A 17,551-nucleotide genomic window follows, 5' to 3' on the forward strand; every position below is an offset into this window, starting at 1 on the left:
TCCGGACTGTTCGGGGTTCCGCTTCGCTCCACCCCGAACGGCCTGCTCCGCAGGCCTGAGTGACCCTGTTTCACGGGGTTTGGGCCTCCGGCTCGTTGGGCGGGTCCGCTCCGCTCCCCCACCCGGGCCCTTTCGGCTCCGCCTCCAGGACCAGCCCGCTCTGCGGGCGGCCAGCAGCAGGGATCGGTCCCGGGGGTGACGGGAGAGGGGCTGGACTTCGCCGCGGCTGTGCCAGTGTGCTGATGAGAAGTCCACTGTCATCGGTATGCCGATTCCTGTCAGCGGATGAAGAGAAGCCTGGAGGATCCGGGCGTGAGAGGCCCGGTCGCCTCGGTGCTTCATTTTAGAGGCCAGATTGATTCTGGAACCAGGGGATCATGGCGCTTCGGTGCGGGACCGGGCCTCGTTGTCGAGGATCAGTGAAGCTGCGCAGTCAGCCCCGCCGGCTACCGGGACGGCTCCAACGGCCAGGGGAGGCTGGAGTTCATTGATGTCGCAATGCGGTGACTGCGTCAGAAGGGTGGTTCATCGGAGTACTCCTATGCTTGCGGGCCTCACGCTCCCCACCCGTCAGCCCCGCCCGCTCCCCCGCTGTCAGATCACGCCGGATCGCGCGATGCAGCGTCGGGATCGACGGCGGCGGCTCCCCCTCACCCCTAGCCGCGCGGGCAGTCAGCTCACGATGAACAGCAGCAACGTTCCCCCTCCACAAGCCGAGCAACGCCCGAACCTCCGGGGTGACCGTGAACCGCCCGTAGTACCTGGTCCTCTCCCCCGGCGCCGTAGCCGCGGCCTTGTCCTGTTCGGCAGCAGCCAGCCACCGCCACACCGCGCGTTTCGCACTCCCAACGCATCCGCCGCCGACCTCACATGCCCGGTGGTGAGCTTCCCCTCCCGGCACAGACCCAGCAGCCGGCACACCACCGGCCCCCGCAACGCCCGAACCGACTCGGCCGGCAAAGCAACGTCCGACCCGGTCAGCGACTGGAGCCGTTCCTCCTGATCCACCCCTCGATCACACCAACCACCCACCAGCCAGCGGATCAGAACTCACGAAACTGAGACAGTGTCACCCCTGGTGCGATAAACGCCAAGGACAGCAATCCCCCACCGATCTCTCACGTCCATGACAGTGACCCCACACCCCGAAACAGCACCCGACCAGCAGCAACACACCAAAGCCCACTGTCTCTCACACCACTGTCCCGAAACCGAGAGATCGCACGACTGGGCATGAGCGGTCTGGCGAGCAACGAAGCGGTGAGGCCGGTAGTCCCCACCCTTAGGCGAGATCGGCTGGCAACGACCAACGCGTGACAGAGCTCCCACTGCCTTGCGCTCCCCTACCCGAAGGACCGTTGAGTGGCTCGATCAGAGGATCTCGCCACCCGAGCGGGACCTGCTATTGCCTGCAGTATCCGAAGGTCACGACGGAGGTTGCTGCATCGCGCCAACCGTTGCCAGCCGGATCAGCCGCTCCTGGCACCACCGACACGCCGATCCAGGTCAGGGCCGGATCCTTGATGATCTTAGGATGGTCTCCCTTGCTGGCCATCCATGCCTTCACTGCCTCCCTGGGAGTCCCGTTGCCGCCCCAGCCGGTGTGGGTGATCTCGTACACGGCCCAAGTCCGGCCCTGCGCACAGAATCCCTCTCCTCTGATGCGGCTCTCCGGCGTTGATCCAGTTTGTGGATTCGTGTGAGAGTCCTTGTTCTCCCCCCACCATTTGAGCGTCACAGCAGCCCGGGCGTGGGCATCCGCAGCGTTGATGAGAGGGCCACCCGTCTGCTCGCCGGTCATCAGCGGTGGCGCCCCCACTTTGGCGCGCTCGGCGTTGATGAGGCAGTGCGTTGCCTGGGCAAGCCTGTAGTTCCACAGGCCCGGGGCAACACCGCCAGTCAAAGGTGATCGGTCGTAGAAGCCCTGTACCAGGCTGTCGCAGCGTGCCGGGCGGGCTGCCGCAGGAGTGACAGTGACAGGAACAAGCGCTCCTGCCAGAACAGCGGCAGCGACGAGCGCGATCTTTGTTCGTGAGGCGTGTGGGTGCTGCATTGCTTCACCCTTCTCACAACTCCACCGCGCCGGAACGACAGGCACAACCACGCTTGCTGCCTATCCGGCACGGCTCGTATCGAGGCGATGTGATGGCTCCGAACGGGCCCCACATCCCATTACAGTCTCTGGCCGCGGGCCATGCAAAGCGGGGAAAAACATCCGTCGGCCAGGAGTGTCGGACACCAGCGCCCTCGGCATTTGCCTCGAGCGGACCTGGCGGCCGGGCACACAGGCGACAGCGGCGACCTGCCGTCGTCGGCCAGGACCAGCCACCGGTCATTGAGCCGCGTCAGGCAACCAGTTCCGTGGGAAGCCCAAAGACCGCCTTGAATGCATGGGCGCGGCTTGTGGAGACCAGGGCCCAGGCCCCGCTTCTGTGGGCACGGGTATGCGCGGTGTAGTGCTGGATCTCCGCAGGAGTGAGGACCTTCATGTCGCCGAAGACGTAGTACAGCGGGGTGGGGGCGTGGGTCGCCGTGAACAGGAGGCCGGCGTTCAGCGTGGCCGTGCTGATCGCGTACCGGTCGCTATCGGTACTGGGCATGCGGTCCTTGGCGTCGATGGTGATCAGTTCTGGTCCGCGGGCTGCGATGAGGTCGGGGAACTGGCGGAGCGCGGAGCGGGTGTGACGGAGCGCGTGCTGGATGGCGGGTGGGTAGGTTCCCTGGCCGCACTCCTGGACGGTCCAGCCGTGCTGGCGCAGTGCGGCGGCCACTCGCTGTTCGTGAGCTTCTCCGAGGGTTTTTCGTTCCTGCCAGTGCGTCACTTCGTCTCCTCATTCCGACAGTTCCGCGAGCGTGGTACGAGACTCCAGGTTTTCGTATCTCTCCTCGGGGCTATGATGCCCTGCATGGCGGCATACGTTGACCCACGGTTTCGTCCTACTCTCTGGCCAGGTACTCCTGTCCCGGCGCCAGAGATGACCCCGCTGGCCGGCGCCCGCGCGGACGGCGAATGGATCGTCTGGGACATCGGCGGCCCCCTCTCCCCTCCGCAGGAGAGGAGCTGCCTGCCCGAGGACTTCTACATCCGGGAACTGATGGCGGTGGAACCCGCTGACCTGGTCACCGTGGCCGGCTGGATGCGCACCTACGGGCACCTCGGAGGCAGCATCAACTCGGGAAGCTGGGACCTGCCCGAACTCGAACGGCTCCGGGAGCTCGACGACCGCGAGCATCCACGGTTCGGCCCTTGGTCCCTGCACGGCGACCTCATCGAGGTCCACATCAGCGAAGCCCAGCGGGCGATCTCGACATGGCTAGCCTGCCGCCGCGAAGGAGGTCTCGACGAACTCGTCGAGACGGAAGTCTCCGAAGAACACCTCGCACTGGCACGGGCCGACAACGCCCACCAGGACGAGATCTATCCACGCGACCTCGACCACCTGCGCGACATCACCCTGTCCCTGCGGCTCGCGCACCTGCGAGGCGCCCTGCGCAGCGCCCTCGCACCCTTCAGCGTCGGCCTCGGTAGCCTGACCGAGCGCAGCCCCTCGCTCCTCTCCGTCGCCTTTCTGCAGCTGTACAACCACCTCGCCGAGGAAGCGACCGTCCGGCAGTGCGCGAACGAAACCTGCCGCAGCCCCTTCGTCCGCCAACGCGGCCGCGCCGAATACGGACAGAACCGCACGACCGGCATCAAGTACTGCACCCGCGAATGCGCCCGCGCCCAAGCCCAACGCGAACACAGGCGCCGCCGCAAGCAGGCCGGGAACGAGCAGCCCAGGTGACCACATCGCGCCTCTTCCACCAGGCCCAGGAGAAGACGGACGGATATGTCGACCGCGACCCGCGCTGATCAGCGCGAAACCACCCAACGCGAAGCCATTGATGCGGTCCGGCATGCCCTTGAGTTGCCTGCACGATCGCTTGTGCCTGAGCGGGGGCTGCGGACGCAGGTAATCATGGCAACCGGGTCCGGAAAGACGAGGGTGGCGGTCCGCAGCGCGGAGGAGCTGGCCGGTGACGTGGCAGCGCTGCTTCCACCTCGTCCGGCTGCACCTGGACGCTGGCGAGCCGCTGCCGACCACGGCGGGCGAGGTCGTGCGCCAGGCCGGTGGGTGACGTCCGTCCGGCTCGGCTGGGACCAGCTCACCGGGGTACAGCAGTGGATGTGCGAACAGGTCCTCGGCATCGAGCCCGCCAGCGAGGACGAGAAGCCGAAGCCGCGCACCAGCCAGGCAGACAAGTGGGCGATGCACTTCGCCGCCGCCACCCAGTTCTTCGAGCGCGAGGGGCACCTCACGGTGCCCCGCAAGCACGTCGAGACCATCACCCTCGGCGGCGACGGCCAGGCGCGGCGGGACGTCCCGCTGAAGCTCGGGACCTGGGTCGACAACCAGCGCCGCCGGGCCGCCACCCTGACACCGGAGCGGGTGGAGCAGCTGTCCAAGGTCGGGATGAGGTGGGCGTGATGAGCGTCGTCAACCGCCAGACGGACAAGGGAGGCAGCACCTGCCTCCCGCCACCGGCCACAACGCCAGCCCTGCTCACACCCGCACGTAAAAGTGATCACCATTCAGAACACGGTTCTTGGCGTAGAAGCCGCCAAGGAGGCCGCCTTGCGCTGCGTTCTCCTCCGCGGGTACCCACGCCACCCCTCGTGCATCCTTCGGCGTGGCCGTGCCGCCATTGAGCGTGGAAGCGAATGGGTACTCGTCGCATTGCATGCCCTTGGGAGCCGGGCCAACGACGGAGCGGCCGCAAACGGCCTGGCGGTTCTTTTCAATTCGCGCTTCGTCGGTTATCCGGGTGAGGGCTTTCAGCGGCTGGTTGGGCACTCCGACGCCGCCGCGCTGCTGGATGGAGCGGATGCTGGCGGCGATTGTGGGCAGCTGGGCCATCTCAGTCATGGTCGGGATGAAGTGACGGACAACGCAGCCTGGATTCTTACGGCGGAAGGTGTCGTCGCACCGGATCTCAGCGGCAGCCCGGCCCGAGCCACCTTTCTGGCCCTCGAACGCTGGATTGGCAGGCGCCATCACGATGGTGGCCACGTTGATGTGGGTCTCGTCTTTCACGACAGCGTCCTCGAAGAACAGCATGCCGTCCCAGTCCTGCCCAACAGAGGCGGTGGGGCCAGTGGCTGATCCAGAGGATTTGCAGGGCGTCGTGCAGGTGGCCGTGAGAGTGGTCACCGTGCCGGCGGTGAGGCCGAAGGCTTTGGTGACCTTGACGTGCACCGAGGCACGGTAGCGATTACTGAAAGACTCAGTATGGTAGCCGAGGGTGATATCGAAGAAGACTCCCCCTATGACCTTGCCACCTAGTTTGTCCCGATCTACGACATCGATGAAGGCAGGTATTGTGTCGCATGCTGTGAACCGCGAAACCGCTGGACAGTCGCGTACCGCCCGAATGCCTGACGGGACCATCCTCGCCGGCCCGACGGTGGCCCCTACCCGTTCCGCAGGTTTGGCGGGAGCGGCTTCCGCTTGAGTGGCGCGCTGCGCTGGCGGGAACGGCTCGGCCCACACTGCTGTGCTGCTGAGAGGCAGCGCCAGGATCACGCCTATCAGCAGCAGCCGGTATATACGTCGCGCACGCATCGAAGCTCCCTCACAGGAACATGACCCGGGATACGTTTCGGCGAAACGACCAGACACGCGTTTTTGCGGCAGCTGTCAGTCGCCGCCGCAAAGGCGGCTTTCGAGCCTGCTGACACGCAGTCAAGGCGTCGAATCGAGATCACTACGGAGGTGTTCTGCGATGGCCCGGTAGCGCTTTGCCTCCTCAGCCTGCTCGGGATCGTCAAGGCTGTCACAGACGTCTGCCCACCGGTCCAACACAGCCAAAACCAGCGACCACTGAGATGCGCTCAGTGCGATCGTGACCTGCCGGCCAGGCTCGGGCCAGCTGGTGAACCCCTGCGGGTCAGACGGCCAGTCCGGCAGCGCATTCCAGCCTGCACGGCGGACACTGAGGCCGAGTTCGACAACCCCTGCCTCGTCGCCCATCTGGCCTGCCACGCTGGTCTCGGCACCCATCGCAGAGTCGATGACCAGCCAGGACTCGACCGGCAGCTCCACCGGGCGCGCACCGGGTTCACTGGCATCCATTTTTTCATGATGCTCGGCAGTACAGCGCAGTGCCACTCGACTAGCTAGTCGGTGCCCAGGACGTGACCATGGTCCAGCCGGAACATGTCCAGCGGTACACGGCCCCATCAGCCTCCAGTGAACCGAACCAGATGGTGTGGAGGCTGTCCGGCACGTATCACTCATAGCTGGGCAGCTGATGGCCGGCCAGGTACAAGCCATCGTCAGCACATTCCCGGGCCGGTGAGCGCCGCCGGGCCGCAACGCTGACGCCGAGGTGGTGGAGCAGCTGTCCAAGGTCGGGATGCGCTGGGCATAGGTAGGCCCAAGGCGCCGCGTAACACGCCTCGCAGGGGCGCGTTGCACAACCTTTTATGCAGGTCAGGGGTGCAACGGGGTCGATGTTGCACCCCTTGTGTTGCCGGGAACGGGTGGGCGCGTTGCAGTCGCTACTGTCCCGTGTGGGGCAAGAGGTGAGTCAGTCCGATCCGAGCTCCGAGGGAATTCCCGCCCGAAGCGGCGGCCGCCTTGAAAGGTCAGACTTATGTCGCGGCGGTTCGCCGCAGACACAGCCGTCAGTTGTCCTCGGCGAGGATGAGATCGGCTGCATGGTGCGGGCAGGCAGAGATGTGCCAGGTCACCGACAAGAATTCCCCGTCAGCGCTGAGAGTCCGCACTCCACCAGTGGCCGCAGTGGCCCGGCAAAAGCCGCAGAAGATGACCTTCAATGGGAACGGGTCCGCCGAAGGGCGGCATCGTGTCGTCGGTTCCATCGTCTGCTCCTGCGGTGCCGGCACGGGGCGAGACCTCTCACCGCGGTTCAAGGCGCACACTCACCCACCGGATGGTCCCAGGCAGCCGCGGGCGAGCGGGTCGAAACCAGAGTGGCGTACAACTTCTGGATCGCCGCCGAGAAGGGCAACAAGTCCAGCTCCCCGTACGACCTGGGCGCCCAGAAGATCAGCAACGACTGCAACGACCTCGGCATGGAGCCGGGCAGCTCCTGCACGGGTCTGAACTACGACCGGCCGGGTTCCGGCACCGAGCCGCTGGTCGGCAAGTCTCGTGGCTGGCGCGTGCCGAGCTGCGCCGACTGGGCACGGGGCGGCTCGCCCACCTACAAGGCGAACGGCGCCTACGACTGCCCCGTCAATCGGTGACGTCCGACCTTCGAGGATGATGCGCGCATGAACGCACACGAACACCCGGGCGCCGATCGCAGCCGCCTCCTCCGCAGAGCGGGGCCCCGGCGTAGAAGGTGCCGAGCGCGCGGCCAACTCCCTTGCGGTGGTGTCGCGTCGGATAAGACATCGTTTCTTATGGCGTGACCTCGACCACCCCCTAGATTCCCGACGGAGTCAAACTTAGTTGGTGTTGATCCTTACGGACGAGACGGTGTCGTTGAAACGCTCCCTGTAGGAGTCCCCTTGAGCGGACGTGAACAAGTTGGGCTTGCCTTCGCCGGACGGCACGAGGAGCCTCGTCCCCTGATAGTCGACATCGGCGAAGAGGATTGCCGCGTACGCAGCCCCGTTCTTCACCGACGAGGCCCGATCGTTGAACCCGATTGCCTTGAGGCTCGGAATGCTGACCCTAGTCAGGAGTACCTGGCCGCCCGTGGACTCCCTGGAGTATTCATCCTGATTGAAGTCGCTGTCGTCGTAGAGGGCGACGTACCCTGCCGGCACGTTGTCCACGCCGCTCATCGTGACGATTTCCCACTCGGGTGAATTCTTCCCGGAGTCCGTGGAGCCGCCGCCAGAGCTGCCGCTGTCGGTGCTTTGGTCGTCCCCTCCAGACGGAGAGCCGCCGTCGTTCCACGGTTCCTCGCTCGAGTCTCCCTGGTAGGAGTTGTCGGTGTCCGAAGTACTCCGATCGTCGCGGTCGGGCTGGGAGTCGTCGCTACCCCACGACTCGCTGCCCGAGTCCGGCGACTGCGATCGATCCTCTTCGGGCTCTTCGCCGTCAAACCCGCCAAATGGATTCGTCATCGTTCTCTCCAGCCTTGGTGTCCAGGATCCCTGCGGTACAGAAACGAACGGCGAACTCCGGCACCATTCGTTGCGGCAATTGATACTTGACGAAGGCTCCAATCATGCGGATCACCACACCGGCTTAGACACCGTTTCTACGACGTCCTTATCCGGCCCCCGGGCCCGGGGCGTGCCCGGTTAGGGCGCGGCTAGCCCGTGCCGATGAGGCGTGTGCGGCCAGGGGTCTGGGGCCCAGTGGTCTGGGCAATACCACCGGGCCGTCTCCTGCGCGTGCGTCCGGCAGCGGACCGGCCGGGGCCCGTGGAGCGGGCCCCGGCGCTTCAGTGGATCGGGATGCCTTCGGGCCGGTCGGACTCGTACACCCGGACGTCCGTGATCCAGGGCCCACACGCGGAGTCGTTGACCGAAGAGAACGTCACGAACCCGTTCTCCCGGGTCGCGGTGTACTCGAAGGTGTAGTCCTGCCAGTGCGCCACGGCGTTGGCGTCGGGCTTGCCCAGGCTCTCGAAGGCACCCTTGCCGTCCTCGCCCTGGACGCGCAGCAGCGCCTCGGGGATGTTGGAGCCGGTGCAGATCTTTCGGGGGTCCGCGCTGGCGGTCGCCTTGAAGTGCACGTAGACCCGGTGGCGGGGCGTGGTGTCGATCTGCGTGCGGATCGCGCCGCGGCCATCGCCGTTGAGGTCCACGGCCTGGACGTAGCCGTCCCGCTGGGCGAAGCCGGACCCCAGCAGGTCGACGCTGCCCTGGGTGACGGTCCAGCCGTCGATGCCGTTACCCACTCCGAACGTGCGGTAGCTGTTCTCGGTTACGTGCGGGTCGGTGAACGACCCGTTGCGGACATGGACACGCGTCTCCGCCTGGGCGGAGGTGGCCTGCAGAAGCAGGACACTCAGCGCGGACACGATCACCGCAGCGATTTTGGGCGTGCTGTGCCGGAACACGGTACCTCCTATGACTCACCCGTCTTTTGACGGACAGTGACGAGAAGCTATCGCTTGGCACTGATTGATTACAATGAGTAAACGTTACGGCCGGGGTGTCACGACGTTGGGCGTCCCAAAGCCGTCTCCGCACTCCGGCATGAACGCCTCCTCGCCGGTCGTACAACAGGACCACCCGCCGGAAGCGGCCCAACAGCAAGGTCGTCCCGATCACGGGAGCGGCTATGTACAGGCAGCGGACCGGCGATCGTCAAGGCCGGGTTAAGGTCCGAACCGACAGGGGTCAGCGTTCGTTGAGCAGTGGACGCCTTGCCTGTGGTGCCGGCCTCCTCAGGGTTGCCGGCGGTGGTCCGTACGGAGCGGGTGGCGGAGCGGGCAGGGTGTTGAGGTATGCGCTGTAGTCCAGCGCCTCTACACGAATGTGACGCATCTATACGGATGTGGAGGGCGTAGCGCGGTTCGGATGGGACGGCTGTGGCGGCTACGCCCGCGACGGGTGAGGGCCCGCGACCGTATCTGCCGCGTCCTGCGGGCGTCTGTCAGAAGCGGTAGCGGCGTGGCGCGGCGCACGGGGCGGTCCAGTGTCCGCCGCTGCCGCTTTCCCGGACTACTCCGGGAGCCAACCTGGCTCTGCCGCGAGGATGCTTTTCCGGGTTAGGGGTGCGTAAAGATTTTGTGCGGTCGAGATCCGGCAGGAAGCGCCGTGGTGTCCGCGGGGCCACCGGGCATGGGGGCGGTGGCATGTCTCGCTGGCCGGTGCTTTTCCTGTTCCCGCGTGGCTTGTTGAGGTTGACACTCCACGGGCATTCAGTCCTGAGGGGACCCCAAAACCCTTGTGTAGTAATTCCTACGGGTGTAGCTTTTCGTAAACACCCTCTCGTGGAGGTACCCCTTGACCACGCGCATCACCTTCGACCTGCCCGGCGCCTCCGGCGGGTCCCAGACCGTCGACCTCCCCGACGACATCGCCCTCGCCCTGTACGACGGCCTCACGAACAGCCCTGCCGTCATCGACCCCAAGGCCGAGGACTTCGACGAGCTCATCGCCTCCACTAGCCTGCTGAGCCGACTCATCGCCCACCTGACCCTGTCCCGCGAACGTCACATCGCAGCGGCCGACGCCACCAGCCCGAACGCCAACCGCCGGGCCATCGGCATCGCCGCCGCGATGCAGCCCTCGCAGCTCGGTGTCGTGCTGGAACGCAATGGCCGGCCCCGTAGCCGCAGGGCCTGAACCGACAGACCCAGCCCGGTTCCCCGAAGTCCTCACAGCCCGGAAGGAAGCCCCGTGGAACTCCACGTCATCGAGCGGTCCGCCAACGCCTTTCAGCAGGGCCTGACCGAACGCCAGATCCTGGCGGTCGCCCGACGCGCCTTCGGGCCCGGCACCGAGGTCCGTTCCGCGACAGAGCTGGGCGGCGGCATGTACAACACCACCTACCGCATCGACCTGGCCGGCCGCGAGGAGCCGATCGTCCTGCGTGTGGCACCCGAACCGCACAGGCAGTTCCACTCCGAGCAGGAGCTCATGCGCTCGGAGTACGCGTCGGTGCCGTGGCTCGCCCCGATCGCCGACCTGATGCCGCGGGTCCTGGCGGCCGACTTCACCCAGGCCGTCATCGGCCGGGACTGGATGATCCAGTCCTTCCTGCCCGGCACCCCAGCGCCGGAACTGCTCGGGTCGTACCCGAAGGAGACACACGGGGCGTTCTTCCGGCAGATGGGAGAGATCACGGCGGCCGTGCACGCCGTCGCCGGGCTCTGGTTCGGCCCGGTCACCGGCCCCGGACACGCCCGTTGGAGCGAGGCCGTCGTCACGTCCCTGCACCTGATCGCCCAGGACGTCGAGAGCTGCGGCCTGGACGCGGCCGACCTCCGCAAGGCCGCCGACGCCGCCCAGGCCGGTGCGCAGGTCCTGGACGAGGTCTCGGTGCCGCGGCTGTTGACCGGGGACCTGTGGACGGTGAACACGATGCTCGCGGCCGCCCCGGTCCCGACGATCTGCGGTGTCCTGGACATGGACCGCACCTGGTGGGGCGACCCGGAAGCGGACTGGACGATGCGGATGGCCCGGGCCAAGCAGGACGCGCGCGTGGCATTCTTCGACTCCTACAGCCGCCCGGAGGAGACCGAGGCCGCCGCGTGGCGGCGGCATGTGTACGAGGTGCGCCACCTCGGCGCGCTGCGCCTGGAGCGTCACCGGCTCGGCAACGAGGCCGGCGTCGAGGACTCCTACGGAGCGGTGGCCGAGGAGTTGGCAGCGCTGATCTGACCACGGCCATGAGGAAGGGGGCGCCGCCCGGGCCGGGTGGCGCCCCCTTCCCTGTGCGGTCAGGCGGACTGCGGTTCAACGTGGACGTCGATGTCGTCGAGCAGTTGGGCGGCGCGGGCCTGAGTGGTGTGGGCGTCGGGGCTGACGACGATGAAGCTGCCGATCCGTCCGGCGTTGGTGTGGGCGGGTCCGACCGTGTCGCCGGGGCGGGCGCGAAGCCGGACGAGGGGGGTGTCCGGTCCTGGCCGGGGCAGGCCGGTGACGGAGGTGAGGCGGCCGGCGGCCGGGCTGGTGAGGAAGTGGACGGTGGCGTGGTGGCGGCGGGCGGGGGTGAGGCGGGCGGGGCGGCCGAGGGCGATGTCGAGGAGGGTGGTCCAGGGGTTGATGCCGAGGGCGTGGTGGAGGAGTTCGCCGATGTGGCCGGCGCCGATGCGTGCCGCGGTCTCGATGACGTAGGGGCGGCCGGTGGGGGTGACGATGACTTCGGTGTGGGAGGCGCCGTTGCGGATGCCGATGGCGCGGACCGCCTTCGCCGCTTCTCGGTAAATGGCCTGTTCCACCGCGGGCGGTAGCTGGGTCGGCAGGGTGTGGGCGAGTTCGACGCGGTGGGTGCCGCGGGTGGTGGTCTTGGTGGTGATGGCCAGGTGGGTGGTACGACCGTGCTGGGTGAACGACTCCACGCTGTACTCGCGCCCCGGGATGTACTGCTGGAGCAGCACCGTACGGCCCGCCGTGGTCGCGTACATGCCCGGTGCGGTGTGGGCGTGCTGCCAGGCGGTGTCGGCGTCTTGGAGGCGGGCGAGGACGGTGACGCCCTGGGAGCCGGCGGCGTCGGCCGGCTTGACGATGACGGGGAGCCGCATGCCGGGCCGCAGGAACCGGGCGCGGAGCGTGGCCGGGGTCGCGAGGGTGTGGGTGCGGGGCGCGGTGACGCCTGCAGTGGTGAAGGCGTCGGCCATGGCGGCCTTGTCGCGGGCGGCGTGCGCGCCAGCGGGGTCGTTGCCGGGCAGGTCCAGCAGGGCGCAGGTGTGTGCGGCCAGCGGGGTGAGGTACTCGTTCGTGGTCAGGACGGCGGCGGCGTTGATGCGCCGGGCGTAGGCGACGGTGTCGGCGAGGGCCTGCTGCGGGTTGCCCAGGTCGGTGGTGTGGGTGCCGGCCAGCAGGTCACGCAGGGCGGGGCTGTAGCCGGCCAGGGCCTGGGTGGTGGTGATGGTGTGGACGGGGTGGCCGGAGGCGGCCGCGGTGCGGGCCAGGTGCCCGGACTCGGGGCCGGCCGCCTCCAGGAGCAGGACGGGCCGGTTCACGTGAGGTAGTCCTCGCAGGCGCCGTCTCGGCGGGTGTCGAGGGTGAAGCAGTGGAAGCCGCCGCCGAAGAGCCTGCGGTGGCGGTGTCGTACGGGGACGACGGTGAAGTTCTCGGCTTCGAGGGTCTTGATCAGGCCGGTGCAGTCCTGGTTCACCAGGACGGTGTCCTCGTCGACGGAGAGGACGTTGAGGTCGATGTAAGGGCTGGTCAGGACGAGGTCGGCGTCGCCGTAGGCGGGGAAGGCGCCGGTGTCCGGCTGGGGCGGGACGATGAACCTCCAGCTCTGCAGCGGTTCGGGGAGCATGTCGCGGATGCCGTCGTGGCGGGCGAGGAACACCCCGGGGCGCAGTGCGAGGAGCATGGAGTCGATGTGGTTGTCGGCCATGCGGTACACGCGGTGGATGCGGTAGCGGCCGGCGAGGTGGCGCTCCAGCCAGTCGGCGCCGCGGGCGTGGTTGGCCTGGGCGATGTTGACCACGAGGTCCTTGCCGAGGCGCAGGACCTGGGCGCCGTCGAGCATCATCTCGTAGCCGACGTCGTACGGGCTGGTCTGCGGGTCGTCGATGGGCTCGGTGGGCCCGCCCAGGGTGGTGGTGGCGTCGCGGGCGTAGGAGAGGTCGAAGCTGGCGTCGGTCAGGGTGGGGCGGGGCATCGTGGTCCAGCGGGCGCCGGCCTGCCAGTAGCCGGTGAACACCTGGGCGAGCAGGCGTGTTTCCAGGTAGCGGGCGCGGATCGCGGGCGGGGTCTCGATGATCTCGTCGCCGAGGATCAGGGTGTTGTCGCGGATGTTCAGGGCGGGGACCGGCGGGGCGCTCCAGCCCAGGCCGGCGATCGGGGCCGGGTCGGCGGGCAGGGGGATCGGCCGGTGGACGGTGATCCCGAGGTCGGTCAGGACCTGGGCGAGGTCTTCGACGTCCTCGGCGAGTTCTTCGGCGTAGCGGCGGTTGATCGCCCACTGCTGCGGCGTCGCGCCGGCGGTGTCGGTGTTGGCGACGAGGCGGGGGTAGGCCCAGTCGGAGCGGAAGCCGGTGAGGTTCTCGTGGTGGAACAGCTCGAAGGAGACGTCGCGGTCGTGGCCGGTGTAGTTGACGGCGGATCCGACGATGATCTCGCGCAGGCGGGTGAAGTCGTCGTGGCTGCTCAGGGGCATGGGTAGGTTCCTCGTCTCGCGGGTCAGGCCGTGGCGGCGGTGAGCGTGCGGTGGGTGTGGGTGCGGCCGTGGCGGGCGTGCAGGACGGCTCCGCCGTCCGGGGTGGGGGCGAGGGTGCGGGCCTCGCTCCAGGCGCTGAACCGCCACTCCCCCGGGCTGGCGGGCAGCAGCGCGAAGGTCCGCTCGGCGGTGGTGAGCGTGAGGTGGTCGGCGGCGTGATCCAGGTGGGCGGGCGTCGGGTCGCCGTCGAGGGGCTGGTCTCGGCTGAAGTCGGTGAACCCGGTCGGCAGGTGAAGGGTGCGGGGCAGGCCGGCGGGGATGCTCCGGCCCATCGGGGTGAGGTAGTTGATGAGCACGTCGGCGGCTGCCAGCTGCTCCTGCCAGGCCGGTGGGAACAGCGCGGCGAGCTCGATGGTGAACAGCGTGTCGATGACGGCGTGGACGCGGGTGGTGGTGCCGAGGTTGCGGACGGCGTGCTCGCGGGAGAAGTCCCCGTACCAGAACTCGCCGGGCTGCCAGGTGTGCTCGGTGCCGTCGAGGTAGAGGATGGCGTCGGGGTTGGTGGTCAGGGGGATGTGGAGGCGGGCGCAGCCGCGGGCCAGGCTGTACTTGGGATCGCAGTGCCGCTCGCCGACGGCGCCCGGTCCGAGCGCCATGAGGCGGGCGGCGTTCAGCGGGGCCGGGATGGCGGCGAGGACCTCGGCGAGGTAGGGCATGCGGTCCAGCCAGCCGGTGGGGGCGTAGGTGTCGGGGCCGGGGCCGCCGGGGTCGGTGCGGTCGGAATCGCCGTTCGGGGCGATCAGCGGCAGGACCCGCCAGTCGATGTCGGTGACGGCGCCGAGCAGTCCGCCGGGGGCGCGGCCCTGCTGGAGGTCCCAGGTGTGTCCGGTCACCTGGGCGAGGTCTGCGGCCAGCCGGTCGGCGTCCAGGGAGCGGTTCAGGCGGGCGGCCGCGGGCGGCAGGGGTGTGGTGGTCATGGTGCGGGCTCCGTTCAGGAGGAGAAGGCGGTGACCGGGATGCCGACGTGGTCGGCTGGGTCGAAGGCGGCCGCGGGGCGGGTGGCGAAGCGGGCGTCGAGCCGGGCGAAGGGCTCCTCGTGGCCGGTCGTGGGGTCGTAGGCGAGGCAGAAGACGAACTGCGCGCCGTCCGGGCTGGCGGCGATCGGCATGGAGACGATCACCCCGGTGCGGGTGGTCGGGTTCCAGGTCAGGTCGAGGTCGGCGAGGGCCTGGTGGAACGCGTCCGCGTCGGGGACGTGCCAGGTCGGAGGGACGTGGTATTCGACGACCGCGCGGGCCGGGCGGGCCGAGGTGTCGACGATCCGGTGGGCGATGACCTGGTAGATGTGCAGGCTCCCGGAGACCTGGGCGTTGACCTCGGTGAAGTAGACGCGGCCGTCGGGGGTGGTGATGGCGTCGGCGGACAGGTGGCCGCGGTAGCCGAGCCCGCGGTAGGCCTCGGCGAGGCGGGTGCCGCCGTCGACCAGGCGGGCGTGGAGCAGCGGGTCGGCGCCCTGGAGGGGGACGGTCTGGTGGGAGAGGCGGCGGCCGACGTAGTGCAGGCGGCCCTGCTCGGTCGGGCAGGTGCCGGAGTCGTCGGCGTAGTGCTCGGAGTACACCGCCTGGGCACCGGGGGCGAACGCGGCGACGACCACGGGGTGGCGGCCGTCGGCGGACGCCCAGTCCCAGCGCTCCTGCCAGTAGGCGGGGACGCCGGCCGGGCCGGGGGCGAGGTGGTGCAGGTGGCGGGCGCCGACGTGGTCGGTGGCCAGGGTGCTGTCCTGGGCCAGGAGGATCTGGTTGCCGACGCCGGCCCCGTTGTGGGCCTGTTGGACGACCAGCGCTTCTGCTTGGGCCAGGAGCCGGTGCGTGGCGGCGACGGCTTCCTCGCGGGAGCGGCAGACCTCCCCGGGAACTGTGGGGACGCCGGCTGCGGCGGCGATGGCCCGGAAGTTGGCCTTATTGTTGCCGATCTCGCCGCCGCCTTGGGCGAAGTACGCCACGCCGGGCATCCGGTCGGCGAGTCCCAGGGCCGCGGCGAAGCGGGCGACGGCTGCTGAGGGCCACAGGGCGAAGATTTCGCCGACCGCCTGCGGGCCGCCGGCCGGGCGCAGCGCGGCGCGGACCTGGTCGAGGAAGGCGGGGTCGGTGAGCGATTCGGGGTCCAGGAGCATTCCGCCGTAGCGGCCGGGCGGAGCGGTCAGGACGGTGATCTCGCTGGCACTGGTGCCGGTGAGGCTGCAGGCGTAGTCGAGGAAGGCCGGGTCGGGTTCGGTGCACAGGATCAGGACGTCGCCGGGGCGGGCGAACCAGCCCAGACGCTGGGTCCAGGCCCGCATGTCCGTACGGGGGCGGATCGCGGGGTCGATGTGGTTGCCGATCAGGATGCGCAAGGGGTTCTCCGAGCAGAAGGGCGGGCGGCGGTGCGCCGTCAGGGGTGGAGGGTGGCGGGGAGGACGGCGAAGGTGCGCATCGTGGCCGATGGCTGCCTGCGGGCGGTGCCCGCCGGACGGAGCGGCGTGGAGTAGGTGCGCAGGGCGTCGAGGGCGGCGCGCAGGGCTGCTTGTGCGGCGCGGGTGCCGATGCAGGAGTGGGTGCCCCAGCCGTAGCCGAGGTGCCGGTTGTCGCGGCGGTCCAGGAACAGCTGGTCGGGATCGGGGAATCGGGCGGAGTCGCGGTTGGCGGCGGCGAAGAGCAGCACGACCGCGTCACCGGCCGGGATCGGGATGCCGGCGATCGTGGTGTCGTGGGTGGCGGTGCGGCTGGTGCCCTGGACGGGCCCGTCGAAGCGGACCAGTTCCTCGGCCGCCCAGGGCACCACCCTCGCGTCGCGACGCAGCCGATCCTGGGCGTCCGGATGTTCGGTGAGGGTGTGCAGGGCGTTGCCGAGGGCGGCGGTCATGGTGCTGTATCCGCCCTGGAACATCACCCGCGCGGTGTTGCGGATGAACAGCTCCTCCGTCTCGTCGGCTCCGGTCGGGGTTCGGGTGCGTACGTGGGCCAGGAGCCCGCTCGGGCGTCCGGTGTCGGCGAACCATGAGTCGACCAGCGCGGTCAGCTCCTCCCGGGCCCGGCGGCCGGGCTCGACGAGGGCGGGGTCGAGGCCGCCGTCCATGCTGCGCATGATCGCGTCGGAGGCGGCGGCGAACTCGGCCAGCGGAGGCTCGTCCACGCCGAGCAGGTCGCAGACCACCGACAGGGACAGCGGGGCGGCGAGCTCGGCCATCACGTCGAACGACGGCCGCTCGGCCGCCTCGCGCAGAATGCCGGCGGCGCGGTCGCGGGCTCGGGCCTCCAGGGCGGGCAGGTCCTGGGCGCGCAGGGCGTTCATGAAGAGCGAGCGCACGCCGGCCTGGTCGGGCGGGTCCAGCAACTGCACGCTCAGGCTCGCCTCGGGCACGGTGGCGCCGGTGCGGCGCCGGTCGCGGGCGAAGACGGTGTGGTCGCGCAGGACGGCCGTGCAGTCGGCGTACCGGGTGACCAGCCACGAGGACATGCCGTCGTGCCAGGACACCGGGACCTGCTCGCGCAGGGCGGCCAGTACCGGGTAGGGGTTGTTGACGGTGGCGGGGTCGAGGGGTTCGTAGGTCAGCACCGGCAGCACGAGCGTCTCCAGGTGATCTCGGGGCGGGGTGGCACAGGAGCCCGGGCCCGGCGTTGAGGCCGGGCCCGGGCCCCGTCACGGGGGACACGCGGGTGATCAGTGGTCGTAGGACATGGCGGGGTCACCCCCCTTCGTCCTCGGGATTCGCTGCCCGGTCGGGCTCGCCTCATCAGAGTCAGCCCGCACCTGACCCG

Annotated in this window: 16 protein-coding genes and 1 pseudogene; 6 read left to right on the plus strand and 11 right to left on the minus strand. The window is 68.9% G+C overall.

Going from position 1 to position 17,551, the window contains the following annotated elements; translation table 11 throughout:
* Positions 1 to 1,402: 1,402 nt before the first annotated feature.
* Both ACIPUC_RS31520 and ACIPUC_RS31525 read right to left on the minus strand, forming a co-directional pair.
* On the minus strand, positions 1,403 to 2,053 hold the full coding sequence (locus ACIPUC_RS31520) for a CAP domain-containing protein (RefSeq protein WP_446593803.1): 651 nt from the start codon (positions 2,051 to 2,053) through the stop codon (positions 1,403 to 1,405).
* Positions 2,054 to 2,345: 292 nt separating this feature from the next.
* Entirely contained in the window at positions 2,346 to 2,822 is a 477-nt protein-coding gene (locus ACIPUC_RS31525; protein WP_446593804.1) for a hypothetical protein, read from the minus strand.
* A 153-nt stretch (positions 2,823 to 2,975) separates the two neighbouring features.
* Here ACIPUC_RS31525 and ACIPUC_RS31530 point away from each other — a divergent pair, with 153 nt between their 5' ends.
* From ACIPUC_RS31530 to ACIPUC_RS31540, 3 genes and pseudogenes are all read left to right on the plus strand, one after another.
* Positions 2,976 to 3,785, plus strand: a complete 810-nt coding sequence (locus ACIPUC_RS31530) for a hypothetical protein (protein ID WP_446593805.1) — start codon at positions 2,976 to 2,978, stop codon at positions 3,783 to 3,785.
* Between the two features lie 45 nt (positions 3,786 to 3,830).
* A pseudogene (locus ACIPUC_RS31535) lies at positions 3,831 to 3,956 on the plus strand (hypothetical protein); the annotation flags it as partial.
* Positions 3,957 to 4,115: 159 nt separating this feature from the next.
* Positions 4,116 to 4,469 (plus strand): helicase associated domain-containing protein, encoded by a 354-nt coding sequence (locus ACIPUC_RS31540; protein ID WP_446593944.1) that lies wholly within the window; start codon positions 4,116 to 4,118, stop codon positions 4,467 to 4,469.
* A 75-nt stretch (positions 4,470 to 4,544) separates the two neighbouring features.
* Here ACIPUC_RS31540 and ACIPUC_RS31545 read toward each other — a convergent pair whose 3' ends face one another.
* Positions 4,545 to 5,237 carry a NucA/NucB deoxyribonuclease domain-containing protein gene (locus ACIPUC_RS31545; RefSeq protein ID WP_446593806.1) on the minus strand — a complete coding sequence of 231 codons (693 nt, stop codon included), beginning with the start codon at positions 5,235 to 5,237 and terminating at the stop codon, positions 4,545 to 4,547.
* A gap of 486 nt (positions 5,238 to 5,723) precedes the next feature.
* Complete coding sequence (locus ACIPUC_RS31550) at positions 5,724 to 6,113, minus strand: hypothetical protein (protein ID WP_446593807.1); 390 nt, start codon at positions 6,111 to 6,113, stop codon at positions 5,724 to 5,726.
* Between the two features lie 863 nt (positions 6,114 to 6,976).
* Between ACIPUC_RS31550 and ACIPUC_RS31555 the strand changes: the two genes are divergently transcribed.
* Complete coding sequence (locus ACIPUC_RS31555) at positions 6,977 to 7,252, plus strand: hypothetical protein (protein ID WP_446593808.1); 276 nt, start codon at positions 6,977 to 6,979, stop codon at positions 7,250 to 7,252.
* A 204-nt stretch (positions 7,253 to 7,456) separates the two neighbouring features.
* Here ACIPUC_RS31555 and ACIPUC_RS31560 read toward each other — a convergent pair whose 3' ends face one another.
* Positions 7,457 to 8,083, minus strand: coding sequence for a hypothetical protein (locus ACIPUC_RS31560; RefSeq protein ID WP_446593809.1), 627 nt, complete (start codon positions 8,081 to 8,083; stop codon positions 7,457 to 7,459).
* 323 nt (positions 8,084 to 8,406) lie between these two features.
* A complete protein-coding gene (locus ACIPUC_RS31565; protein WP_446593810.1) occupies positions 8,407 to 8,988 on the minus strand; it encodes a DUF642 domain-containing protein in 582 nt (193 codons plus the stop codon).
* 931 nt (positions 8,989 to 9,919) lie between these two features.
* Between ACIPUC_RS31565 and ACIPUC_RS31570 the strand changes: the two genes are divergently transcribed.
* Both ACIPUC_RS31570 and ACIPUC_RS31575 read left to right on the plus strand, forming a co-directional pair.
* Positions 9,920 to 10,261: a hypothetical protein gene (locus ACIPUC_RS31570; protein WP_446593811.1), complete on the plus strand. Its 342-nt coding sequence runs from the start codon at positions 9,920 to 9,922 to the stop codon at positions 10,259 to 10,261.
* A 54-nt stretch (positions 10,262 to 10,315) separates the two neighbouring features.
* Entirely contained in the window at positions 10,316 to 11,299 is a 984-nt protein-coding gene (locus ACIPUC_RS31575; protein ID WP_446593812.1) for a phosphotransferase family protein, read from the plus strand.
* A gap of 59 nt (positions 11,300 to 11,358) precedes the next feature.
* Here the strand turns inward: ACIPUC_RS31575 and ACIPUC_RS31580 are convergent, their stop codons facing one another.
* From ACIPUC_RS31580 to ACIPUC_RS31600, 5 genes are read right to left on the minus strand one after another with little or no spacing between them, the layout of a single operon-like run.
* A complete protein-coding gene (locus ACIPUC_RS31580; RefSeq protein WP_446593813.1) occupies positions 11,359 to 12,603 on the minus strand; it encodes an ATP-grasp domain-containing protein in 1,245 nt (414 codons plus the stop codon).
* The gene (locus tag ACIPUC_RS31585) at positions 12,600 to 13,754 is read right to left on the minus strand and encodes a glycine amidinotransferase (protein WP_446593814.1); all 1,155 of its coding nucleotides are present in this window, start codon (positions 13,752 to 13,754) and stop codon (positions 12,600 to 12,602) included. Before ACIPUC_RS31585 ends, ACIPUC_RS31580 begins: the two co-directional genes overlap by 4 nt.
* A 23-nt stretch (positions 13,755 to 13,777) precedes the next feature.
* Complete coding sequence (locus tag ACIPUC_RS31590; RefSeq protein WP_446593815.1) at positions 13,778 to 14,731, minus strand: aspartyl/asparaginyl beta-hydroxylase domain-containing protein; 954 nt, start codon at positions 14,729 to 14,731, stop codon at positions 13,778 to 13,780.
* Positions 14,732 to 14,745: 14 nt separating this feature from the next.
* Positions 14,746 to 16,146, minus strand: coding sequence for a preATP grasp domain-containing protein (locus tag ACIPUC_RS31595; protein WP_446593816.1), 1,401 nt, complete (start codon positions 16,144 to 16,146; stop codon positions 14,746 to 14,748).
* Positions 16,147 to 16,184: 38 nt separating this feature from the next.
* The gene (locus tag ACIPUC_RS31600; RefSeq protein ID WP_446593817.1) at positions 16,185 to 17,357 is read right to left on the minus strand and encodes a cytochrome P450; all 1,173 of its coding nucleotides are present in this window, start codon (positions 17,355 to 17,357) and stop codon (positions 16,185 to 16,187) included.
* Positions 17,358 to 17,551 lie beyond the last annotated feature (194 nt).

It is taken from the genome of Streptomyces sp. LARHCF249 (assembly GCF_052871255.1).